We start from the raw sequence: 18,954 nt of genomic DNA on the forward strand, positions 1-18,954 counted from the left end.
ATCGGACTGGATCGGAAAGCTGTCCACACGGCCTGTGCATAACCCTGTGGATATACTGTGAATAGACTCGTGCTATCAGGCAACTCCGGTATCGTGCTGTCAGGCAACGAACTATCGTGCTATCAGGCAACAAAATCGGCCGCAGAGCCAGTATTCATGCGGGTCGGCATCCTCCGTAACTTATTAACTTAAATTCTTAACTTAGTTATAAGAGAACGCCGATTCTGGGGATAACTGGCCAAACCCAGGGAAATCAAGGCAAACCCGGGTTCAGCAATAGTCATCAGCCGGTCGCCGCCCGGTCTTCGTGGTAACGGGGAGATTTGCCCTGAACCACCGATTTGCGCCGCAAAGCCACGACCTCGGCGGCCTGGCGAACCGGATCATCTTCGGTATGCACGTAGCGCATGAACATCGCCACGGTCTTGTGCGCCGTCAACGCCATGCCCACCTTGATCGGAATGCCCGAATTGGCAATGTCGGTCGCGGAGCGATGCCGAATGCCGTGGGTGCCCACGTGAACGGCACCAGCGGCCTTCAACGCCCGGCACCAGCCACCGTAGTATTCGCCCTCGGTCAGATGCTGGCCTTCGTGCATGGGCGACGGCAGGACGTAGGGACAACCTTCCCGCCTGGGCGGGGTCGAAAGCAGCCGGTACGCCTCCTCGCTCATGGGTTTGGACATACCGCCCGTTTTGCTGTCAGGCCAGACCACGCGGCGGTTTTCCAGATCGACCCAATCCCATTGCAGGGTAATGATTTCCGAGCGGCGGGCGGCAAACTCGAACTGCAAACGGATCGCCAGGGGAATGACGTAGTTCTCCAGCCCTTCGGCCTCGATGGTCGCCAGGTGCCGGAACAGCTTGCCCATGTCCTCGTCGCTGATGAGGTGGGTGGATTTGCCATTGGGGTACATCGGCACATGGCGGCACGGATTGGTGCCGTCGGGCCGGTAGCCCCAGACTTCGGCCATGTTGAACATCTTGTGCATGACGCCGAACGTGCGATTGGCCTCGGCGGGCTTATAGGCCATTTTCTTCATCATGGCCGCGATATCCGCGCGTTTGACGTCCTGCACCTTGATGCGGCCCAACATCGGGATGATGTTGCGGTTGATGTTCCCCAGGTAGCCCCGCTGCGTGCTGGGCTTGTTGCGCAGCTTGGAGTAGTCCTCCATGAACTTCTTGCACAGTTCGCTGACCGTGGGGGCCTTGCGAGCGGCCGCCTTGTCGGCGGCGGGGTCGCCACCCCGGCGAACCTGGGCCAGCCACTCCTGCGCGAGCGAACGGGCCTGCTCGACGGTCAGTTCGCCATACTGCCCCAGGGCCGGTTTGCGGCGCTCGCCCGCGTTGGTGCGGTACTGGAGCATGAACACCTTGCGCCCGGCTGGGGTAACCTTGCACAAGAAACCGGGCACCAGCGTATCGCGCAACTCGACGGCCTGCGCCTGGGCTTGCGCGGCATCCACCGCGCTCTTGGTCAATTTGATCTTGGCCACGATGACTCCTCGGAAAGACCCGGATTCCAAGAGCCAGCCAGGGGCCACCAGAGAGAGAACCGGGTCAGGGTTGAGAAAGCACCGTCATATGCTGAACTCGCCTAAGTGATTGATAAACCTGCTATATCGGGTTTGAGCAAAGTGCAGCGGAGGACGGTGTGGATGTCATCGTGAAATAAAAAACCCGCCGTGATTGCGGCGGGTTTGTCTTCAAGCGGAAACGGATCAGGCGGCTTCGCCTTCCTCGCCTTCCTTCTTGACCGGCTTGACCAGGTCTTCGCGCTTGACGCCCAGCCACATGGCCAGGGCCGCGGCTACGAACACCGACGAGTAGATGCCGAACCAGATGCCGATGGTCAGGGCCATGGCGAAGTAGTGCAGGGTGGGGCCGCCGAAGAACAGCATGGCCAGCACCATCATCTGCGTGGAACCGTGGGTGATGATGGTCCGGGAGATGGTCTGCGTGATGGCGCTGTTGATGACTTCATGCACGTCCGCCTTGCGGTACTTGCGGAAGTTCTCGCGGATCCGGTCCATGATGACCACGGATTCGTTCACGGAGTAGCCCAGCACCGCCAGCACGCCCGCCAGCACCGACAGCGAAAATTCCCACTGGAAGAAGGCGAAGAAGCCCAGGATGATCACCACGTCGTGCAGGTTGGCGATCACGCCGGCGACGGCGAACTTCCATTCGAAGCGGAAGCCCAGGTAGACCATGATGCCGATGACCACGACCAGCAGGGCCATCAGGCCGTTGTGCAGCAGCTCCTGGCCCACCTGCGGGCCCACGAACTCGACGCGGCGCAGTTCGACGCCGGAGTCGGCGGTCTTCAGCGCGGCCATGACGGTTTCGCTCTGCGTGGCCGAGGTCTGGCCTTCCTGCAACGGCAGGCGGATCATGACGTCGTGCGAGGTGCCGAAGTTCTGCACCTGGAAGTCGGTGTAGCCCAGCTTGGAGACCACGCCGCGCACGTTTTCAAGCTGCGCCGTCTGGGCGTAGTTGACTTCCATGACCGTGCCGCCGGTGAATTCGATCGACAGGTGGAAGCCGCGCGTGACGATGAAGAAAACAGCCGCCAGGAATGTGACGAGGCTGATGATGTTCAGCACCAGCGCGTGGCGCATGAACGGGATGGTGCGGTGAATACGGAAAAATTCCATTTTTCGCCTTAGGCTTTATCTGTGGCGGGCGGCCGGGCCGCCCGCGCTCATGTTCAGTTGGTCTTCGGTTTCCAGACTTCACCGATGGAGATCGACGTGAGCTTCTTCTTGCGGCCGTACCAGAGGTTGGCCAGCGCGCGCACACCCACCACCGACGAGAACATCGAGGTCAGGATGCCCAGCACGTGCACCACGGCGAAGCCCCGGATCGGGCCGGAACCGAAGGCCAGCAGCGCCAGGCCCACGATCAGCGTGGTGAGGTTCGAGTCGAGAATGGTGCCCCAGGCGCGTTCGAAGCCGTGATGGATGGCTTGCTGCGGACTTGCGCCTGCGCGCAGTTCCTCGCGTATCCGCTCGTTGATCAGCACGTTCGAGTCGATGGCCATGCCCAGCGTCAGCGCGATTGCCGCGATGCCCGGCAGGGTCAGCGTGGCCTGCAGCATGGACAGCAGCGCCAGCAGCAGCAGCACGTTCATGGTCAGGCCGATCGTGGAGAACACGCCGAACAGGTGGTAGTACAGGATGATGAAGGCAGCGATGGCCAGGAAGCCGTACAGCGTCGAGTAGAAGCCCTTGGCGATGTTGTCCGCGCCCAGGCTCGGGCCGATGGTGCGTTCCTCGATGATGGACATGGGCGCAGCCAGGGCGCCGGCGCGCAGCAGCAGCGCGGTGTCGGCGGCCTCTTCGGAGCTCATGCTGCCCGAGATCTGCACCTGGCCGCCGGCGATTTCGCCGCGGATGACCGGGGCCGTGACCACTTCGCCCTTGCCGTTTTCGAACAACAGGATGGCCATGCGCTTGCCGATGTTGTCGCGGGTGACGTCGCGGAAAATGCGGGCGCCCTTGGAGTCCAGGGTCAGGTGGACGGCGGCCTGCTGGGTCTGCGAGTCGCGGCCGGGCTGGGCGTCCTGCAGGTTTTCACCGGTCAGGATGACCTGGCGGCGGACCAGGATGGGACGGCCGTCGCGGTCGTTGTAGCGTTCAAGGCCGAAAGGCACGCTGCCGCCTAGCAACGCGGCCTGCGCGGCGGGGGAGTCGTCGACCATGCGGATTTCCAGCGTGGCGGTGCGGCCCAGCAGTTCCTTGGCCTTGGCCACGTCCTGCACGCCGGGCAGCTGTACCACGATGCGGTCGGCGCCTTGCTGCTGGATGACCGGTTCGGCCACGCCCAGTTCGTTGATCCGGTTGTGCAGCGTGTTGATGTTCTGCTTGAGCGCGGAATCCTGCACGCGGGTGACGGCGGCCGGGTTCAGCGCAGCCATCAGCAGCGGCTTGCCGTTTTCCATGCGCTCGGTGAATTCCAGGTCGGGCAGGCGGCTGCGCAGCGTGGAAATGGCGCGGTCGCGGTCATCCGTATTGGCGAAGGTGGCGGCAATGGCCATGCCCGAGCGTTCGACGCCGGCCACGTTGACCTTCTGGTCGCGCAGCACGGAGCGCACGTCGGCGGCCAGGGAGTCGTAGCGGGCGGTCAGGGCGCCCTGCATGTCCACTTGCAGCAGGAAGTGCACGCCGCCGCGCAGGTCCAGGCCCAGGTACATCGGCTTGGGCGCGAACCAGCCCAGCGCGCGCATCCAGGCGGGCGAAGCGGGCAGCAGGTTCAGCGCGACCGTGTAGTGGGGGTCGCCGGCGACGGTGTTGAGGGATTTGTCGATCAGGTCGCGCGCCTGCAGCTGCAGGTCGGTCGACGTGAAGCGGGCGCGCACGGTGCCGAGCGTGCCGTTCTGTTCGTAATAGACCCCTTCATTGGGGATCTTGGCGTCGGTCAGGATCTGTTCGACCCGGCTCAGCATGGCGGGATCGACCTTGATCGTGGCCTTGGCGCTGGAAACCTGGACGGCCGGGGATTCGCCGTAGAAGTTGGGAAGCGTGTACAGCAGGCCGATGATGACCGCGACCAGGACCGTAATGTACTTCCAAAGGGGATAGCGGTTCATTGCCGGCTACTTCATGTAAAAGTGATGAAAGGGCCGCCCGGGCGGCAAGCGCGGCGGGCGGCGACAGGGCCATCAAGCAACAGGAGCCCGATGGGGGCTCCTGTGGGACGCTTACAGGGCCTTGATGGTTCCCTTGGGCAGCACGGTCGAGACCGAGGACTTCTGCATGATCACTTCGACCGGCTTGTCGGCCAGTTCGGAGACTTCGACGGTGACGTAGCTGTCGTTGACCTTGGTGACCTTGCCGAGCATGCCGCCGGCGGTGACCACTTCGTCGCCCTTGGCCAGGGCGGCGATCAGGTTGCGGTGTTCCTTCTGGCGCTTCATCTGGGGACGGATCATCAGGAAGTAGAGGATCACGAACATCAGGATGATGGGCAGCATGCCCATCAGCGCGTTACCCTCGGGGGCGGCGGCCTGAGCCACGACGAGGCTGGCGGTATCGATAACGGACATTGAATTCTCCTGCGTTTAGTCTGTTTGGGTGTTTGTATCTAGTGTTTTTCTGCGCCCATCCCCGCGCGAGCCATGGATAGGGCAAGCCGACTATTGTATATAGGTCCTGAAATTCTAATCCACCCCCCGCGCCCGGTCTGCCGCGAACTGCGCGCGCCAGGCGTCGAAGCGGCCTTCGGCTATGGCTTCGCGCATTTCCTTCATGATGGTCAGATAGAAATGCAGGTTGTGCAGGGTGTTCAGGCGCGCCCCGGTGATTTCGTTGGCGCGCTGCAGGTGGTGCAGGTAGGCCCGCGAGAAATTCGCGCAGGTATGGCAGCTGCAGCTGGGGTCCAGCGGTCGGGTGTCGTCGCGGTACTTGGCGTTGCGGATCTTGACGTCGCCAAAGCGCGTGAACAACCAGCCATTGCGGGCGTTGCGGGTCGGCATGACGCAGTCGAACATGTCGACGCCGCGGCTCACGCCTTCGACCAGGTCTTCCGGCGTGCCCACGCCCATCAGGTAGCGCGGCGCCTGGGCCGGCAGCTTGGGCGTGACATGCGCCAGGATGCGCATCATGTCTTCCTTGGGCTCGCCGACCGACAGGCCGCCGATGGCGTACCCGTGGAAGCCGATCTCCTGCAGCCCGGCCAGGGATTCGTCGCGCAGGGCTTCGTACATGCCGCCCTGGACGATGCCGAACAGGGCGTTGGGGTTCTGCAGGCGGTCGAACTCCTCGCGTGAGCGGCGCGCCCAGCGCAGCGACATGCGCATGGAGCGGGCGGCCTCTTCGACGGTGGCGGGGCGGCCGTCGATTTCATAGGGCGTGCACTCGTCGAACACCATGACGATGTCGGAATTCAGCGAGCGCTGGATGCGCATGGATTCTTCCGGCGTCAGGAACAGCCGCGCGCCGTCGATCGGGGACGCGAACTTGACGCCTTCCTCGGTGATCTTGCGCATGCCTTGCAGGCTGAACACCTGGAAGCCGCCGGAATCGGTCAGGATGGGCTTGTCCCACTGCATGAAGCCATGCAGGCCGCCATGCTTTTCCATGATTTCCGTGCCCGGGCGCAGCCACAGGTGGAAAGTGTTGCCCAGCACGATCTGCGAGCCGATCTCTTTCAGTTCGTGCGGCATCATGGCCTTGACGCTGCCATAGGTGCCCACAGGCATGAAGATGGGCGTCTCGACCACGCCGTGGTTCAGCGTGATGCGGCCGCGGCGGGCGCCGCCGTCGGTGGCGAGCAGTTCGAAATTCAGTCCGGTCATGGGGCGGGGGACTCGATAAACATGGCGTCGCCATAGCTGAAGAAGCGGTAGCGCTCGGCAACGGCGTGGGCGTAGGCGCGGCGTATCGGTTCTACGCCGGCCAGCGCCGACACCAGCATCAGCAGGGTCGACTGGGGCAGGTGGAAGTTGGTGACCAGGGCGTCGATGACGCGGTACCGGTAACCGGGGGTGATGAAGAGGCGGGTATCGCCCTGGGCGGCGGCCAGCGGCAGGCCGGGGGCGGTGCGCCCTTCGGTCTGGGCGGCGGCGGATTCCAGGGCGCGTACGCTGGTGGTGCCGACGGCGATGACCCGGCCGCCGCGGCTGCGGGCGGCGGCGATCGCGTCGACCGTGGCTTGCGGCACGGTGAACCATTCGGCGTGCATGACGTGGTCGGCCAGGTTGTCCACGCGCACCGGCTGGAAGGTGCCCGCGCCCACGTGCAGCGTGACGAAGGCGCGTTCCACGCCCATCGCGGCCAGGCGGTCCAGCGTGGGTTGGTCGAAATGCAGGCCGGCGGTGGGCGCGGCCACGGCGCCGGGCTCGCGGGCGTAGACCGTTTGGTAGCGCTCGTCGTCGCCGGTGTCGGCTTCGTGCGTGATGTAGGGCGGCAGCGGGGTGGCGCCGTGCGCGTCCAGCAGGTCCAGCACGGGGCCTGGGAAGCGGATGTCGAAGAGTTCGCCTTCGCGGCCCAGCACGGTGGCTTCGAAGGCGTCGGCCAGGCGCAGCACCATGCCCGGACCGGGCGACTTGCTGGCGCGCACATGGGCCAGGACGCGGTCGGGTTCGGTGATGCGTTCGACCAGCACCTCGATCTTGCCGCCGGTGATCTTGTGGCCGTTCAGCCGCGCCTTGATGACGCGGGTGTCGTTGAAGATAAGCAGGTCTTGCGGGCGCAGCAGCGAGGCCAGGTCGGCGAACTGCCGGTCGTGCAGCTGGCCCGCGCCGTCCAGGTGCAGCAGGCGGCTGCCGGTGCGTTCGGCGGCGGGCGCCTGGGCGATGAGCTCGGGCGGCAGTTCGTAATTGAAATCGGCGACGGTGAGGGGCTGGGACACGCGGCTATCCGTCCGGCAAGGGCGGCAAAAAGAGGGCGGAAACGGGCCAGGCAGGCCCGGGGCAACCCTGTATTGTAAAGCGCCCGCAAGATCGGGCTGCCGGTCCTGGGGACGGATGGGCCTCCCGGCTGGGTTCAGCGCGCCGGGCTCCAGCCCAGCCGGCGCGAGCAATCCGCGGCCGCCGCCGTCAGCGCCCGCACAGGTTCGCCGTCGGCCGACAGGTCGAATCCCCCGTGCAGTCCCAGGCTGGTGATGGCGCCGGCCAGATGACCCTGGGCATCCAGCACCGGCACCGAGGCCGAATTGATGCCGTGCAGCAGGTGACCGCTGACGCTGGCGTAGCCTCGCTTGCGGGTCGCCTGCCACTGGCGGCGCAGCGCGGCGGCGAGATCGGCGGGCGGTTCAGTCGCATCCAGCTTGCGGGCGGCCTCGGGATCATGCGCCTGCAGCGCCTCCCATTCGGACAGCGCCCGCGGCAGGGCCAGGGCTTCGGGCAGCCACGCGGCGAAGACCCGGCCGGTGGCGCTGTTGAGCAGCGGCAGCACCGAGCCCACCCGCACGTTGACGGTCACCGGCAGCCGCGCGTCGCGCCATTGCACGATGGTGGGACCGTGCTGGCCCCAGACCGAGATGAACACGGTCTGGCCGATGGCGGCGCTCAGGCCGTCCAGGCTGCCGGCCGCCAGCTTCACGAAATCCACTTCGGCCAGCGCCGCCAGTCCGGTGTGCAGCGCCTGCGGGCCCAGCCGGTAGCGGGCGCTGGCCGCGTCCTGCTCCACATAGCCGCGCCGCTCCAGCGACACCAGGTAACGGTGCACCTTGGCGCGCGGCATGTCCAGGCTGCGGCCGAGCTCGGACACGGACAGGGCGCCGCCCAATTCGGCCAGCCGCGTCAGCACGTCCAGGGCGATTTCGGCTGATTGGATCCCCGTGCTGCTATCTGTTGACATGAGTTTGTCTCTTATTAGAATACGTGTATCACTAAAAAATACAGCGCTTGCCAGTCACTGGCAACGTGGAGACCAGCAAGAACGCAGCCGCGCCGCGCTGCGAGGCCGTTCGGACAAACCCGCAGCGGGCCACCGAGGCGCCCGCCAGCCGGGTTCCCCGCCGTATAAACAGAGTTCCACGCCGTAGCGGATCGGCGCAAAGCATAAGACATCCGCGTATCCAAGGAGACTCCGCATGACCCCTCGTCGTACCCTCATGGCCGCCGCGCTGGCCGCCCTGCTGGCAGCGGGTGCCGCGCCCGCGCTGGCCCAGGTGAAAATCGGCGCCACCCTGTCCACCACCGGTCCCCAGGCCTCGCTGGGCATCCCCGAACGCAACACGATCAGCCTGCTGCCCACCGAGATCGGGGGCGTCAAGGTCGAGTACGTGGTGCTGGACGACGCTTCCGACACCACTCGCGCCGTCAGCAATTCCCACAAGCTGATCTCGGAGAACAAGGTGGACCTGATCGTCGGGTCCACCACCACGCCCAACACCATGGCCATGCTGGACACCGTGGCCAGCGGCGCCACGCCGGTGATTACGCTGGCCTCGTCGGCGCGGCTGATCGAGCCCATGGACGACAAGCGCCGCTGGGTGTTCAAGACTCCGCACTCCGATTCGCTGATGGCCGAGGGCATCGCGCGGCATGCGGCGGCCAACGGCGTGAAGAAGCTGGCCTTCATCGGTTTCAACAACGCGCTGGGCGAAACCTTCTGGGTGGAAATCGAGAAGGCGGCCAAGAAGCATGGCATCGAGGTGGTGGGCAAGGAAGCCTTCGCGCCCACCGACACGTCCGCCGTGGCCCAGACCCTGAAGGTGATCGGCGCGGCGCCTGACGCCGTGGTGGTCGGCGCCTCCGGCACGCCCGCCGCGATGCCGGCGCGGGCGCTGCGCGAACGCGGCTACAAGGGCAAGATCTATTTCAACCACGGCGTGGCCAACAACGACTTCCTGCGGGTCTGCGGCGATGCCTGCGAGGGCGCCTGGGTGCCGGTGGGACCGGTGATGGTGGCCGACCTGCTGCCGGATACCAACCCCGTCAAGTCCGCCGCCCAGGCCTTCGCCAAGAAGTATGAAGCGGCCAACGGCGCGGGCAGCGTGTCCCTGTTCGCCGCCTATACCTGGGACGTCGGCCTCTTGCTGCAGCAGGCCATCCCGGTGGCACTGAAGACCGCGAAGCCCGGCACGCCCGAATTCAGGGCGGCGCTGCGCGATGCGCTGGAGAACGTCAAGAACCTGCCCACCGCGACCGGCGTGGTCAACATGAGTCCCACCGACCACAACGGGTTGGATGAGCGGGCGCTGGTGATGGCGACCGTGGCTTCCGGCAAGTGGAGGCTGCAGAAATAAGGAGGAAGGCCCCGGCGTTGCGCATGCAATATGTATCTGCCGCGTCCTCAAGAGGCCTTTTTTGCTTGTTCGGGGCTGACGGTGGGAGGGCCTCCCACGCCGCAATTCGTCCAGGTTTTGTATGCTCTCGGTTTTGCAGGACGAGCAACCGGGTGGGCGTGGCATGACGGGACAAGCGTATAAGCGTAGGGGCGGGCTGAAGCGATGGCTGGCCGGCGGGCTGCTGGCCGCGGTGGCGGGCGCGGCCTGGGCGCAGGTGCCCGGCCTGCCGCCCAACGTGGTGAACGCCTGGAAAGCCAGCAAGCTGCCCGACAGTTCCCTGTCCCTGGTGGTGCAGGAGGTGGGCGGGCCGCGCCTGGTGGCGCTGAACGCCAAGGAGTCGCGCAATCCCGCCTCGGTGATGAAGCTGGTCACGACCTGGGCCGCGTTGTCCGAGCTGGGGCCCAACTACGTCTGGCGCACCGAATTCATGACGGCGCCGGGCGCGCGTCCCGACGCCAAGGGTGTGCTGAGCGGCCCGCTGTACCTGCGGGCTGGCGGCGATCCGCAATTCCTGCTGCAGGACCTGTGGGTGCTGCTGCGCGAACTGCGCCTGCGCGGCGTCAAGCAGATCAATGACCTGGTCATCGACCGCAGCATCTTCGGCCAGGTCGCGACCGACCCGGGTGCCTTCGACGGCGCCCCGGACCGGGCCTACAACGCCAGTCCGGACGCCCTGATGGTGGGTTTTGGCGCGATGCGGCTGCTCTTCACGCCGGACCCCGCCGCCAATAAATGGGTGCCACTGATCGATCCGCCGCTGCCGGGCCTGAAGATCGAGGGCCGCGTCGAATGGAGCGATGCCCGGTGCCCGGGCCCCCCGGTGGTGACGACCGAGCCGGTGATCACCCAGCAGGGCGTGACCATCCGCGTGAACGGCAAGGTGGCCGGCTCCTGCGGCGAATTCAGCCTGTATCGCCTGGCGCTGTCCCAGCCCGAGTACGCCACCGAAGTGTTCCGCATGCTCTGGAAGGAGCTGGGCGGCACGTTCAAGGGCCAGGTCCGTTCCGGCATGGTGCCGCCCGACGCGGTGGTGCTGGCCTCGCATGATTCGCCCACGCTGGCCGAGGCGATCCGCCAGATCAACAAGCGCAGCAACAACGTCATGGCGCGCACCTTGCTGCTGACCTTGGGCGCCGAGCGCGGCCGCCGGCCCGCCACGGTCTCCAGCAGCGAAGCCGTGGCCAAGGGGCTGCTGGCCAGGCAGGGCCTGGACATGCCCGAGCTGGTCATCGACAACGGCGCCGGCCTGTCGCGCGACGCGCGGGTGTCGGCCGACAGCCTGGCGTCGATGCTGACCGTGGCCTGGAACTCGCCGGTCATGCCCGAGTACATTTCATCCTTTGCAATCGCGGGAGTGGATGGCACGGTACGTCGTCGCCTCAAGGGCGACGGCACGGCGGGCATGGCCCACCTGAAGACAGGCTCGCTGCGCGACGTGCGTTCCATCGCGGGCTACGTGCTGGGCGCCAGCGGCAAGCGCTATGTGGTGGTCAGCATCGTCAACCATGAACAGGCGGGCGCCGTGCGGGCCTTCGACGACGCCCTGATCGCCTGGCTCACTGAACAATAAACATGCCTCCGCCTCGCCGGCGAGTATCTTCGGATCATCCTGCGGGCGGTCAATAACAATTCCCTTCCAAACCGATTACGATCCTCAAATGTGGCTCGACGGCTGGGCGATGCAAAGCGCGCCGCGCCGTCATGGTTCCGCCTGAGGCGAATACCCTGTCTATCAATACTCTGGAGAGTTACGCACATGCCCGTGCACGAAATCCGCCATCCGCTGATCCGCCACAAGCTCGGGATCATGCGCCGCGCCGACCTCAGCACCAAGAGCTTCCGTGAGCTGTCCCAGGAAGTGGGCGCGCTGCTCACTTATGAAGCGTCCAAGGACCTGCCGCTGGCGCCGGCCACCGTCGAAGGTTGGTGCGGTTCGGTGCAAGTCGAAAAGATCGCAGGCAAGAAAGTCACCGTGGTGCCCATCCTGCGCGCCGGCATCGGCATGCTGGACGGCGTGCTCAGCCTGATTCCAGGCGCCAAGGTCAGCGTGGTGGGCGTGGCCCGCAATGAAGAAACGCTGGAAGCGCATACCTACCTGGAACGCCTGGTGGGCGAACTGGACCAGCGCCTGGCGCTGATCGTCGACCCGATGCTGGCCACCGGCGGCTCGATGGTCGCCGCGATTGACCTGCTCAAGCGCGCGGGCTGCAAGGAAATCCGCGCCCTGGTGCTGGTCGCCGCGCCCGTGGGCATCGATACCGTGCTGGCCAAGCACCCCGACGTGCACATCTACACCGCGTCGATCGACGACGGCCTGAATGAACACGGCTACATCATGCCTGGCCTGGGCGACGCCGGCGACCGCATCTTCGGCACCACGCAGAAGACGGAATAGCGGCCGGGGTACGGCCACGAACAAAAACGCCAGCCCGCAGGCTGGCGTTTTGCATTGGGCCCCCGGCCCCTCAGGCTGCCAGACGCTCCAGGCGTCCGTCCAGGTGCTGGCCGAACCACTGCAATTGCGAAGCCAATCCCGCCACTTCGCCCACGATCAAGAGCGCGGGTGAGCGGATCGCGTGTTCGGCGGCCAGGGCCGGCAGCTGTTCCAGCGTGCCCGAGAGCACGCGTTGCTCGGGCCGGCTGCCGTTCTCGATCAGCGCGAACGGCGTGTCGGGCGAACGGCCGTGGGCCAGCAGGCGGCCGGTCAGCAGATCCAGTTGCCCCACGCCCATGTAGAAAGCCAGGGTTTGCTTTTCACGGGCCAGGGCAGGCCAATCCAGGTTGTCCTCGTCTTCGCGGCAATGCGCGGTGACCAGGCGGACGGACTGGGCGTGTTCCCGGTGCGTCAGCGGGATGCCGGCATAGGCCGCACAGGCCAGCGCGGCGGTGATGCCGGGCACCACTTCATAACGCACGCCGTGCGCGCGCAGGTATTCCAGTTCCTCTCCGCCCCGGCCGAAGATGAAGGCGTCGCCGCCCTTGAGCCGCACCACGCGGCGGCCGGCGCGCGCGTGCTCGACCATCAGCCTGTGGATGCGGGCCTGGGTGGCGTTATGGTCTTCGCCGGGCAGCTTGCCGACCGATACGCGCTCGGCGTCGCGGCGCGCCAGCGACATGACGTCGGCGCTGACCAGACGGTCGTGCAGGACGACGTCGGCCTCGTTCAGCGCGCGCAATGCCTTCAGCGTCAGCAGGCCGGGGTCGCCGGGGCCGGCGCCCACCAGCACTACGCTGCCGGCGTCGGGCGTTCGCGGCGCCTCCAAGGCCCCCGCCAACGCGGCTTCGGCCTGGGCCGGCTGCTGCTGGCGCAGCAAGCCGGCCACCGGGCCGTCCAGCAGCCAGTCGTAGAAGCGGCGGCGCGCGCCCAGGTCGGGATGGCTGGCGCGGATGCGCTTGCGGTAGCTGGCGGCCAGTCCGGCCAACTGGCCCAGGGTATGGTCGAACAGCGATTCGATGCGTTCCCGGATGCGCCGCGCCAGCACCGGCGCCACGCCGGACGAGGAAATGGCGACGATCACGGGCGAGCGGTCGACGATGGAGGGCACCTGGAAGGACGACAGCTCAGGATCGTCCACCACGTTGCTGAAGATGCGCCGGGCGCCGGCAGCCTCCGAGACGGCGGCGTTGGTCTCGCGGTCGTCGGTGGCGGCGACCGCCAGCCAGACTTCGTCGAGCCAGGCGGGATCGAATCGGCCGGACAAATGGCGGATGCGGCCTTCGGCGGCCAGCGCGGCCAGGGTGGGCGTCAGTTCCGGCGCTCCCACCAGCACGTCGGCGGAGGCTTCCAGCAGGGACAGCGTCTTGCGTTCGGCGACGGCGCCGCCGCCCACCACCAGGACCAGCCTGTCTTTCAAATCGGCAAAAATCGGGAAAAGCTTCATGAATGCCAGCCTCGGGCGTACCCGGCATAGTGTCGTTGGATCATAGGAAGGGGGCTTCATCCCCACAACTTTTGATTTCTTTGTTCCATATAACCAAAGCTTATTAAGTGGCCTTGCCCAGCCACGCGCTCATTTCCACGACCTCCCGCGCGACTTCGCCCAGCCGCTTCTGGCTTTGCATGGCGCGCTGGCGCAACAGGCCGTGGGCCTCATCCTCGGAAATCGCCCGCGCCTTCATCAGGATGCCCTTGGCCTTTTCCACCCATTGGCGGTCGGCCAGGCGCAATTGCGCTTCGCGCAGTTCTTCGCGCCGCGACTTCTCCATGGCGAAGCGCTCGATCGCCACCGTCAGCAGCGGCTCGATGCGTCCGGCAGGCACGTCGCCGACCACGTAGGCCGCGACGCCTGCGCGCAAGGCGCTGCGTATGGTTTCGCGATTGCCGTTGTCGGTGAACATCACGACCGGGCGGTCGCTGTGTTCGCTGGCCACGCATACGTTCTCCAGCGTGTCGCGGCCGGGGGCGTCGCTGTCTATCAACACCACATCGGGTGCAGCTTGGGCGATGGCGGCGGCCAGATCCATGTCCGGCGCCATTTCGGCCACGACATGTACGCCCGCTGCGGCCAGCGTTTGCCGCAGCGACGCCGCGCGTCCCTCGCCATCGTTGAGCAGCATGACCTTGAGCATGAGATTCCCCCTGATGCTTTCAGTCATGCAAGTTCCATGCCATCGTGTTGCGCCGCGCGGGCCGCCAGTCGCGCACAGCCGCGGAGCGCACTCCGCACGCGGATGGTGCACTGCCGCAACCGGAGGTGCACCAAGTTGGGTCGCACCCTGTTTTCCGTCAACGCGGAGCGCGCGCCGATTGGCGAGGCAGCCTCAGCGGGGGCGCGGGCTGGCGGCCTTTCAGGCCATGTTTTTTTCTTTCTGGCACAGCGTTTGCTTCAGTGAAAGCGGGCGGCCAACGAAGGTTGCCCGACGCAACGCGCCGCGACCTGCGGCAAGGGACAACGACGTTCCGCAGCGCCACCGGATGGGAATCCGGGGCGCGCGGGACGTTTTTTTTTGCCAGGAGCCATGCATGACGCCATCGACCCGTAGCCCCTCCACAGAAGCCGCCGCGGCCGGGGATCTCAGCGCCAACGCCGCACGCCGTAAATGGCTTTGCGGCACGGCGCGCGCGGTGGCCGGCGCCAGCCTGCTGTCGCTGGTCGATCCGCTGGTGCGTGCCGGCGCCTGGGCCGCCGGCACCGACGCGCCCGAGAAGACCGAGGTCAAGATCGGCTTCATTCCGCTGACCGACTGCGCCTCGGTCGTGATGGCTTCGGTGCTGGGCCTGGACAAGAAGCACGGCGTGACGATCACGCCGTCCAAGGAAGCGTCCTGGGCTGCCGTGCGCGACAAGCTCATGAACGGCGAGCTGGACATGGCCCACGTGCTGTACGGCCTGGTCTACGGCGTGCACCTGGGCATAGGCGGGCCGAAGAAGGGCATGGCCGTGCTGATGAGCCTGAACCAGAACGGCCAGGCCATCACGCTGTCGAACAAGCTGCTGGCGGCGGGTGTGCGCGACGGCGAATCGCTGGCCAAGCTGATGGCGTCCGACAAGCGCGAGTACACGTTTGCGCAGACCTTTCCCACCGGCACGCACGCGATGTGGCTTTACTACTGGCTGGCGACCTACGGCATCCATCCCATGAAGGACGCCAAGGTCATCACCGTGCCGCCGCCGCAGATGGTCGCCAACATGCGCGTGGGCAACATGGACGGCTACTGCGTGGGCGAACCCTGGGGGGCGCGCGCCATCCTGGACAAGATCGGCTACACCGCCGTCACTTCGCAGGGCATCTGGACCGACCATCCCGAAAAGGTGCTGGGCACGAGCGCGGACTTCGTGTCGCGCCACCCGAACACCGCGCGCGCAGTCACGGCCGCCATCCTGGAGGCCAGCAAATGGATCGACGCCTCGCCCGCCAACCGCCAGAAAACCGCCGAGACCATCGCGGCCAAGTCCTATGTCAACACGGACGCGAGCGGCATCGTCGATCGCATGCTGGGCCGCTATGACGATGGGCTGGGGAAAAGCTGGACGGACGAGCACGCCATGCGCTTCTACGCCGACGGCGCCGCCAATTTCCCGTACCTGAGCGACGGCATGTGGTTCCTGACGCAGCACAAGCGCTGGGGGTTGCTGAAGGAGCATCCCGATTATCTGGCGATGGCGAAACAGATCAACCGGATAGACCTCTACAAGCAGGCCGCGCAGGCCGCTGGCGCGGCGTTGCCGGCCAGCGAGATGCGCAGTTCGAAACTCATCGACGGCGTGGTCTGGGACGGCAGCAACCCTGCCGCCTACGCCGACGGATTCAAGGTCAAGGCCTGAGCGCCGATACGAAAGGGGCATGCAATGTCTGACGCAACGAGTATGAGCCGCGGCGATGAACTCCTCGCCCTCTGGCGCGAGCGCCTGGAATCCGCGTTGCGGGCCGTGGTGGGGCCCGTGGCGGGCTTCGCGCTGTTTGTGCTGGTGTGGCAGGTGGTGGCGATGCGGATACCGGAGATTCCCACGCCAGGCGTGACCTGGCGCGCCGCCGTCGAGCTGTTTTCCGATCCGTTCTACGACAACGGCCCCAATGACAAAGGCATAGGCTGGAACCTGCTGGCATCGTTGCAGCGCGTGGCGGTGGGCTTCGGCCTGGCCGCGCTGGTCGGCATCCCCGCGGGTTTCGCCATCGGCCGCTATGCGGCGGTGCGGGCAATGTTCTCGCCCATCGTCAGCCTGCTGCGGCCGGTGTCGCCGCTGGCCTGGCTGCCTCTGGGGCTGCTGCTGTTCAAGGCGGCCAACCCGGCCGCCATCTGGGCCATCTTCATCTGTTCGATCTGGCCGATGATCATCAACACCGCGGTCGGCGTGGCGCGCGTGCCGCAGGATTACCTGAACGTGGCGCGGGTGCTGAACCTGTCCGAATGGAAGGTGACCACCAAGGTGCTGCTGCCCGCCGTGCTGCCCTACATGCTGACCGGCGTGCGCCTGTCGATCGGCACCGCGTGGCTGGTGATCGTGGCGGCGGAAATGTTGACCGGCGGCACGGGCATCGGCTTCTGGCTTTGGGACGAATGGAACAACCTGAAGGTGGAGCACATCGTCATCGCCATTTTCGTGATCGGCATCGTCGGGCTGCTGCTGGAAACCCTGCTGGTCGCCCTGGCCCGCCGCTACACCTATACCGAGGAATAGCGCCATGAAGAAATACGTACGCATCGAGCGCGTGGGCCAGACGTTCAACACCCGCAAGGGCGCTTTCGTGGCACTGCGCGACATCGACCTGACCGTGGAGCAGGGCGAGTTCATTACGCTGATCGGCCATTCCGGTTGCGGCAAATCGACCTTGCTCAATCTCATCGCCGGCCTGACCCGCCCCACCAGCGGCGTGCTGCTGTGCGCGGAGCGCGAGATCACGGGCCCCGGCCCGGACCGCGCCGTGGTGTTCCAGAACCATTCGCTGCTGCCCTGGCTGAGCTGCTTCCAGAACGTGTACCTGGCGGTGGAGCGGGTGTTCGGCGGCCAGGAGAAGCGCCCGCAGCTGGTCGAGCGCACACGCGCGGCGCTGGACCTGGTGGGCCTGCTGCCAGCGCAGAACAAGCTGCCGCGCGAGATTTCCGGCGGCATGAAGCAGCGCGTCGGCATCGCGCGTGCGCTGGCGATCGAGCCGGGCGTGCTGCTGATGGACGAGCCCTTTGGCGCGCTCGACGCGCTGACCCGTGCGCACCTGCAGGACGAATTGCTGAAGATCGTCGCCAAGACGCACACCACCACCGTCATGGTCACGCACGACGTCGACGAAGCCGTACTGTTGTCCGACCGCATCGTGATGCTGACCAACGGCCCGGCCGCGACCATCGGCGAAATCCTGCCTGTGCCTTTGTCCCGCCCGCGCGACCGCGTACGGCTGGCCAATGACGCGGCCTATCTGGCGTGCCGGGCCGCGGTGGTCGACTTCCTGCATCGCCGCCATGGCAATCCCGAGCGCTCGCAGGCGGCGCTCCAGGCCAACGCGGCGCTGGATGCGGACCCGCAGCCGCTGGCCGAGGCCGGGGCGTCGCGCGCCGCCGCGTAGGGACCGCCATGGATGCGAAGCAGAAGCTGGTGGTGGTCGGCAACGGCATGGCGGGCATACGCACGCTGGAAGAGCTGCTGAAGCTGACGCCCGACCTGTACGAGATCACGGTATTCGGCGCCGAGCCGCATCCCAACTACAACCGCATCCTGCTGTCGCCGGTGCTGACCGGCGAACAGAGCTTGCGGGATATCGTGCTCAACGATGAGGACTGGTACGTCCGCCACGGCATCCGCCTGTTGTTGAACCGCAAGGTCGTGGGCGTCAACCGCGCCCGTCGTACCGTGCTGGCGGACGATGGGTCAGAGACGCCCTATGACCGGCTGTTGCTGGCCACGGGCTCGAATCCGTTCATTCTGCCGGTGCCCGGTAGTGATCTGGACGGCGTCGTCGCCTTTCGCGATATTGGCGACGTGAACCGGATGATAGAGGCGTCCTCGCGCTACCGGCACGCAGTGGTGATAGGAGGCGGCCTGCTGGGCCTGGAGGCCGCCAACGGCCTGGCCGCGCGCGGCATGGACGTGGCCGTGGTGCATCTGGGGGAAGCGCTGCTGGACAGGCAGCTGGACGGCGGCGCCGCGGCCATGCTGCGCCGCGGCCTGGAGGCGCGCGGCCTGAAGTTCCTGCTGGGGCGCCAGACCCGCGAGATCCTGGGCGGGGCCGACGGGCGGGTGCGTGCGCTGCGCTTCGCGGACGGCGCAGAAATTCCGGCGGACCTGGTGGTGATGGCGGTGGGCGTCAGACCCAACACGGAACTGGCCGAACGTTGCGGGCTGCATGTGAACCGCGGCGTGGTGGTCAGCGACACCTTGCAGACCTATGACCCGCGCATTTACGCGGTGGGTGAGTGCGTGAGCCATCGCGGCACCGCCTATGGGTTGGTCGCGCCGTTGTATGAGCAGGCGAAGGTGGCGGCCAACCATCTGGCGCTGCACGGCATTGGCCGCTACGAAGGCAGCGTGACGTCGACCCGGCTCAAGGTCACCGGCATCGACCTGTTTTCCGCCGGCGATTTCGCCGGAGGGCAACAGACCGAGTCGATCACGCTGGCCGATACGCCTGGCGGCGTCTACAAGAAACTGGTGATCCGCGACGACAAGCTGGTGGGCGCCTGCCTGTACGGCGACACGGCGGATAGCGCCTGGTATGTGCGCTTGATCCGCGAGGGCCGGCGCATCGGCGCATTGCGCGAGCGGCTCATGCACGGCGAAGGC

The 18,954-nt window shown here is 66.3% G+C and carries 15 protein-coding genes and 1 pseudogene; 7 read left to right on the plus strand and 9 right to left on the minus strand.

Going from position 1 to position 18,954, the window contains the following annotated elements:
• Positions 1-283: 283 nt before the first annotated feature.
• From AC1RHV_RS27500 to AC1RHV_RS27530, 7 genes are all read right to left on the minus strand, one after another.
• Positions 284-1,498, minus strand: a complete 1,215-nt coding sequence (locus AC1RHV_RS27500; RefSeq protein WP_192492467.1) for a tyrosine-type recombinase/integrase — start codon at positions 1,496-1,498, stop codon at positions 284-286.
• A gap of 225 nt (positions 1,499-1,723) precedes the next feature.
• Positions 1,724-2,659, minus strand: coding sequence for a protein translocase subunit SecF (secF, locus tag AC1RHV_RS27505; protein ID WP_054451555.1), 936 nt, complete (start codon positions 2,657-2,659; stop codon positions 1,724-1,726).
• A 53-nt stretch (positions 2,660-2,712) separates the two neighbouring features.
• On the minus strand, positions 2,713-4,593 hold the full coding sequence (gene secD, locus AC1RHV_RS27510; protein ID WP_054451554.1) for a protein translocase subunit SecD: 1,881 nt from the start codon (positions 4,591-4,593) through the stop codon (positions 2,713-2,715).
• Between the two features lie 111 nt (positions 4,594-4,704).
• Positions 4,705-5,049 (minus strand): preprotein translocase subunit YajC, encoded by a 345-nt coding sequence (gene yajC, locus AC1RHV_RS27515; RefSeq protein ID WP_054451553.1) that lies wholly within the window; start codon positions 5,047-5,049, stop codon positions 4,705-4,707.
• A gap of 114 nt (positions 5,050-5,163) precedes the next feature.
• Positions 5,164-6,300, minus strand: a complete 1,137-nt coding sequence (tgt, locus tag AC1RHV_RS27520) for a tRNA guanosine(34) transglycosylase Tgt (RefSeq protein ID WP_054451552.1) — start codon at positions 6,298-6,300, stop codon at positions 5,164-5,166.
• Positions 6,297-7,355 carry a tRNA preQ1(34) S-adenosylmethionine ribosyltransferase-isomerase QueA gene (gene queA / locus AC1RHV_RS27525; RefSeq protein ID WP_054451551.1) on the minus strand — a complete coding sequence of 353 codons (1,059 nt, stop codon included), beginning with the start codon at positions 7,353-7,355 and terminating at the stop codon, positions 6,297-6,299. The genes tgt and queA overlap by 4 nt, the downstream gene beginning before the upstream one ends.
• Before the next feature lie 134 nt (positions 7,356-7,489).
• The gene (locus AC1RHV_RS27530; RefSeq protein ID WP_054451550.1) at positions 7,490-8,305 is read right to left on the minus strand and encodes an IclR family transcriptional regulator; all 816 of its coding nucleotides are present in this window, start codon (positions 8,303-8,305) and stop codon (positions 7,490-7,492) included.
• A 235-nt stretch (positions 8,306-8,540) separates the two neighbouring features.
• Here AC1RHV_RS27530 and AC1RHV_RS27535 point away from each other — a divergent pair, with 235 nt between their 5' ends.
• The 3 genes from AC1RHV_RS27535 (at position 8,541) to upp (ending at position 12,135) form a co-directional block, all read left to right on the plus strand.
• Positions 8,541-9,698: an ABC transporter substrate-binding protein gene (locus AC1RHV_RS27535; protein ID WP_192492469.1), complete on the plus strand. Its 1,158-nt coding sequence runs from the start codon at positions 8,541-8,543 to the stop codon at positions 9,696-9,698.
• A 163-nt stretch (positions 9,699-9,861) separates the two neighbouring features.
• Positions 9,862-11,310 carry a D-alanyl-D-alanine carboxypeptidase/D-alanyl-D-alanine endopeptidase gene (dacB, locus tag AC1RHV_RS27540; RefSeq protein ID WP_192353372.1) on the plus strand — a complete coding sequence of 483 codons (1,449 nt, stop codon included), beginning with the start codon at positions 9,862-9,864 and terminating at the stop codon, positions 11,308-11,310.
• Positions 11,311-11,496: 186 nt separating this feature from the next.
• The gene (gene upp, locus AC1RHV_RS27545; protein ID WP_054451547.1) at positions 11,497-12,135 is read left to right on the plus strand and encodes a uracil phosphoribosyltransferase; all 639 of its coding nucleotides are present in this window, start codon (positions 11,497-11,499) and stop codon (positions 12,133-12,135) included.
• 70 nt (positions 12,136-12,205) lie between these two features.
• Here the strand turns inward: upp and cysG are convergent, their stop codons facing one another.
• Both cysG and AC1RHV_RS27555 read right to left on the minus strand, forming a co-directional pair.
• Positions 12,206-13,621 (minus strand): siroheme synthase CysG, encoded by a 1,416-nt coding sequence (gene cysG / locus AC1RHV_RS27550; RefSeq protein WP_492302313.1) that lies wholly within the window; start codon positions 13,619-13,621, stop codon positions 12,206-12,208.
• Positions 13,622-13,724: 103 nt separating this feature from the next.
• Positions 13,725-14,336, minus strand: coding sequence for an ANTAR domain-containing response regulator (locus tag AC1RHV_RS27555; protein WP_225588907.1), 612 nt, complete (start codon positions 14,334-14,336; stop codon positions 13,725-13,727).
• A 367-nt stretch (positions 14,337-14,703) separates the two neighbouring features.
• Here AC1RHV_RS27555 and AC1RHV_RS27560 point away from each other — a divergent pair, with 367 nt between their 5' ends.
• The 4 genes and pseudogenes from AC1RHV_RS27560 to AC1RHV_RS27575 form a co-directional block, all read left to right on the plus strand.
• Positions 14,704-16,005, plus strand: coding sequence for a CmpA/NrtA family ABC transporter substrate-binding protein (locus AC1RHV_RS27560; protein WP_492302314.1), 1,302 nt, complete (start codon positions 14,704-14,706; stop codon positions 16,003-16,005).
• Positions 16,006-16,029: 24 nt separating this feature from the next.
• Positions 16,030-16,860 carry a nitrate ABC transporter permease gene (gene ntrB / locus AC1RHV_RS27565; protein ID WP_054451543.1) on the plus strand — a complete coding sequence of 277 codons (831 nt, stop codon included), beginning with the start codon at positions 16,030-16,032 and terminating at the stop codon, positions 16,858-16,860.
• Between the two features lie 4 nt (positions 16,861-16,864).
• Positions 16,865-17,740, plus strand: coding sequence for an ABC transporter ATP-binding protein (locus AC1RHV_RS27570; protein WP_054451542.1), 876 nt, complete (start codon positions 16,865-16,867; stop codon positions 17,738-17,740).
• Between the two features lie 8 nt (positions 17,741-17,748).
• A pseudogene (locus AC1RHV_RS27575) lies at positions 17,749-18,951 on the plus strand (NAD(P)/FAD-dependent oxidoreductase); the annotation flags it as partial.
• Positions 18,952-18,954: the final 3 nt, after the last annotated feature.

The sequence above is a fragment of the Achromobacter sp. GW823-FHT04E03 genome (genome assembly GCF_058796095.1).

Bases quoted from the DNA above. Each gene is read 5' to 3' on its own strand.
- secF (WP_054451555.1), bottom strand. From the start codon at position 2,659: ATGGAATTTTTCCGTATTCACCGCACCATCCCGTTCATGCGCCACGCG.
- secD (WP_054451554.1), bottom strand. From the start codon at position 4,593: ATGAACCGCTATCCCCTTTGGAAGTACATTACGGTCCTGGTCGCGGTC.
- yajC (WP_054451553.1), bottom strand. From the start codon at position 5,049: ATGTCCGTTATCGATACCGCCAGCCTCGTCGTGGCTCAGGCCGCCGCC.
- tgt (WP_054451552.1), bottom strand. From the start codon at position 6,300: ATGACCGGACTGAATTTCGAACTGCTCGCCACCGACGGCGGCGCCCGC.
- AC1RHV_RS27530 (WP_054451550.1), bottom strand. From the start codon at position 8,305: ATGTCAACAGATAGCAGCACGGGGATCCAATCAGCCGAAATCGCCCTG.
- AC1RHV_RS27535 (WP_192492469.1), top strand. From the start codon at position 8,541: ATGACCCCTCGTCGTACCCTCATGGCCGCCGCGCTGGCCGCCCTGCTG.
- dacB (WP_192353372.1), top strand. From the start codon at position 9,862: ATGACGGGACAAGCGTATAAGCGTAGGGGCGGGCTGAAGCGATGGCTG.
- upp (WP_054451547.1), top strand. From the start codon at position 11,497: ATGCCCGTGCACGAAATCCGCCATCCGCTGATCCGCCACAAGCTCGGG.
- cysG (WP_492302313.1), bottom strand. From the start codon at position 13,621: ATGAAGCTTTTCCCGATTTTTGCCGATTTGAAAGACAGGCTGGTCCTG.
- AC1RHV_RS27555 (WP_225588907.1), bottom strand. From the start codon at position 14,336: ATGACTGAAAGCATCAGGGGGAATCTCATGCTCAAGGTCATGCTGCTC.
- AC1RHV_RS27560 (WP_492302314.1), top strand. From the start codon at position 14,704: ATGACGCCATCGACCCGTAGCCCCTCCACAGAAGCCGCCGCGGCCGGG.
- ntrB (WP_054451543.1), top strand. From the start codon at position 16,030: ATGTCTGACGCAACGAGTATGAGCCGCGGCGATGAACTCCTCGCCCTC.
- AC1RHV_RS27570 (WP_054451542.1), top strand. From the start codon at position 16,865: ATGAAGAAATACGTACGCATCGAGCGCGTGGGCCAGACGTTCAACACC.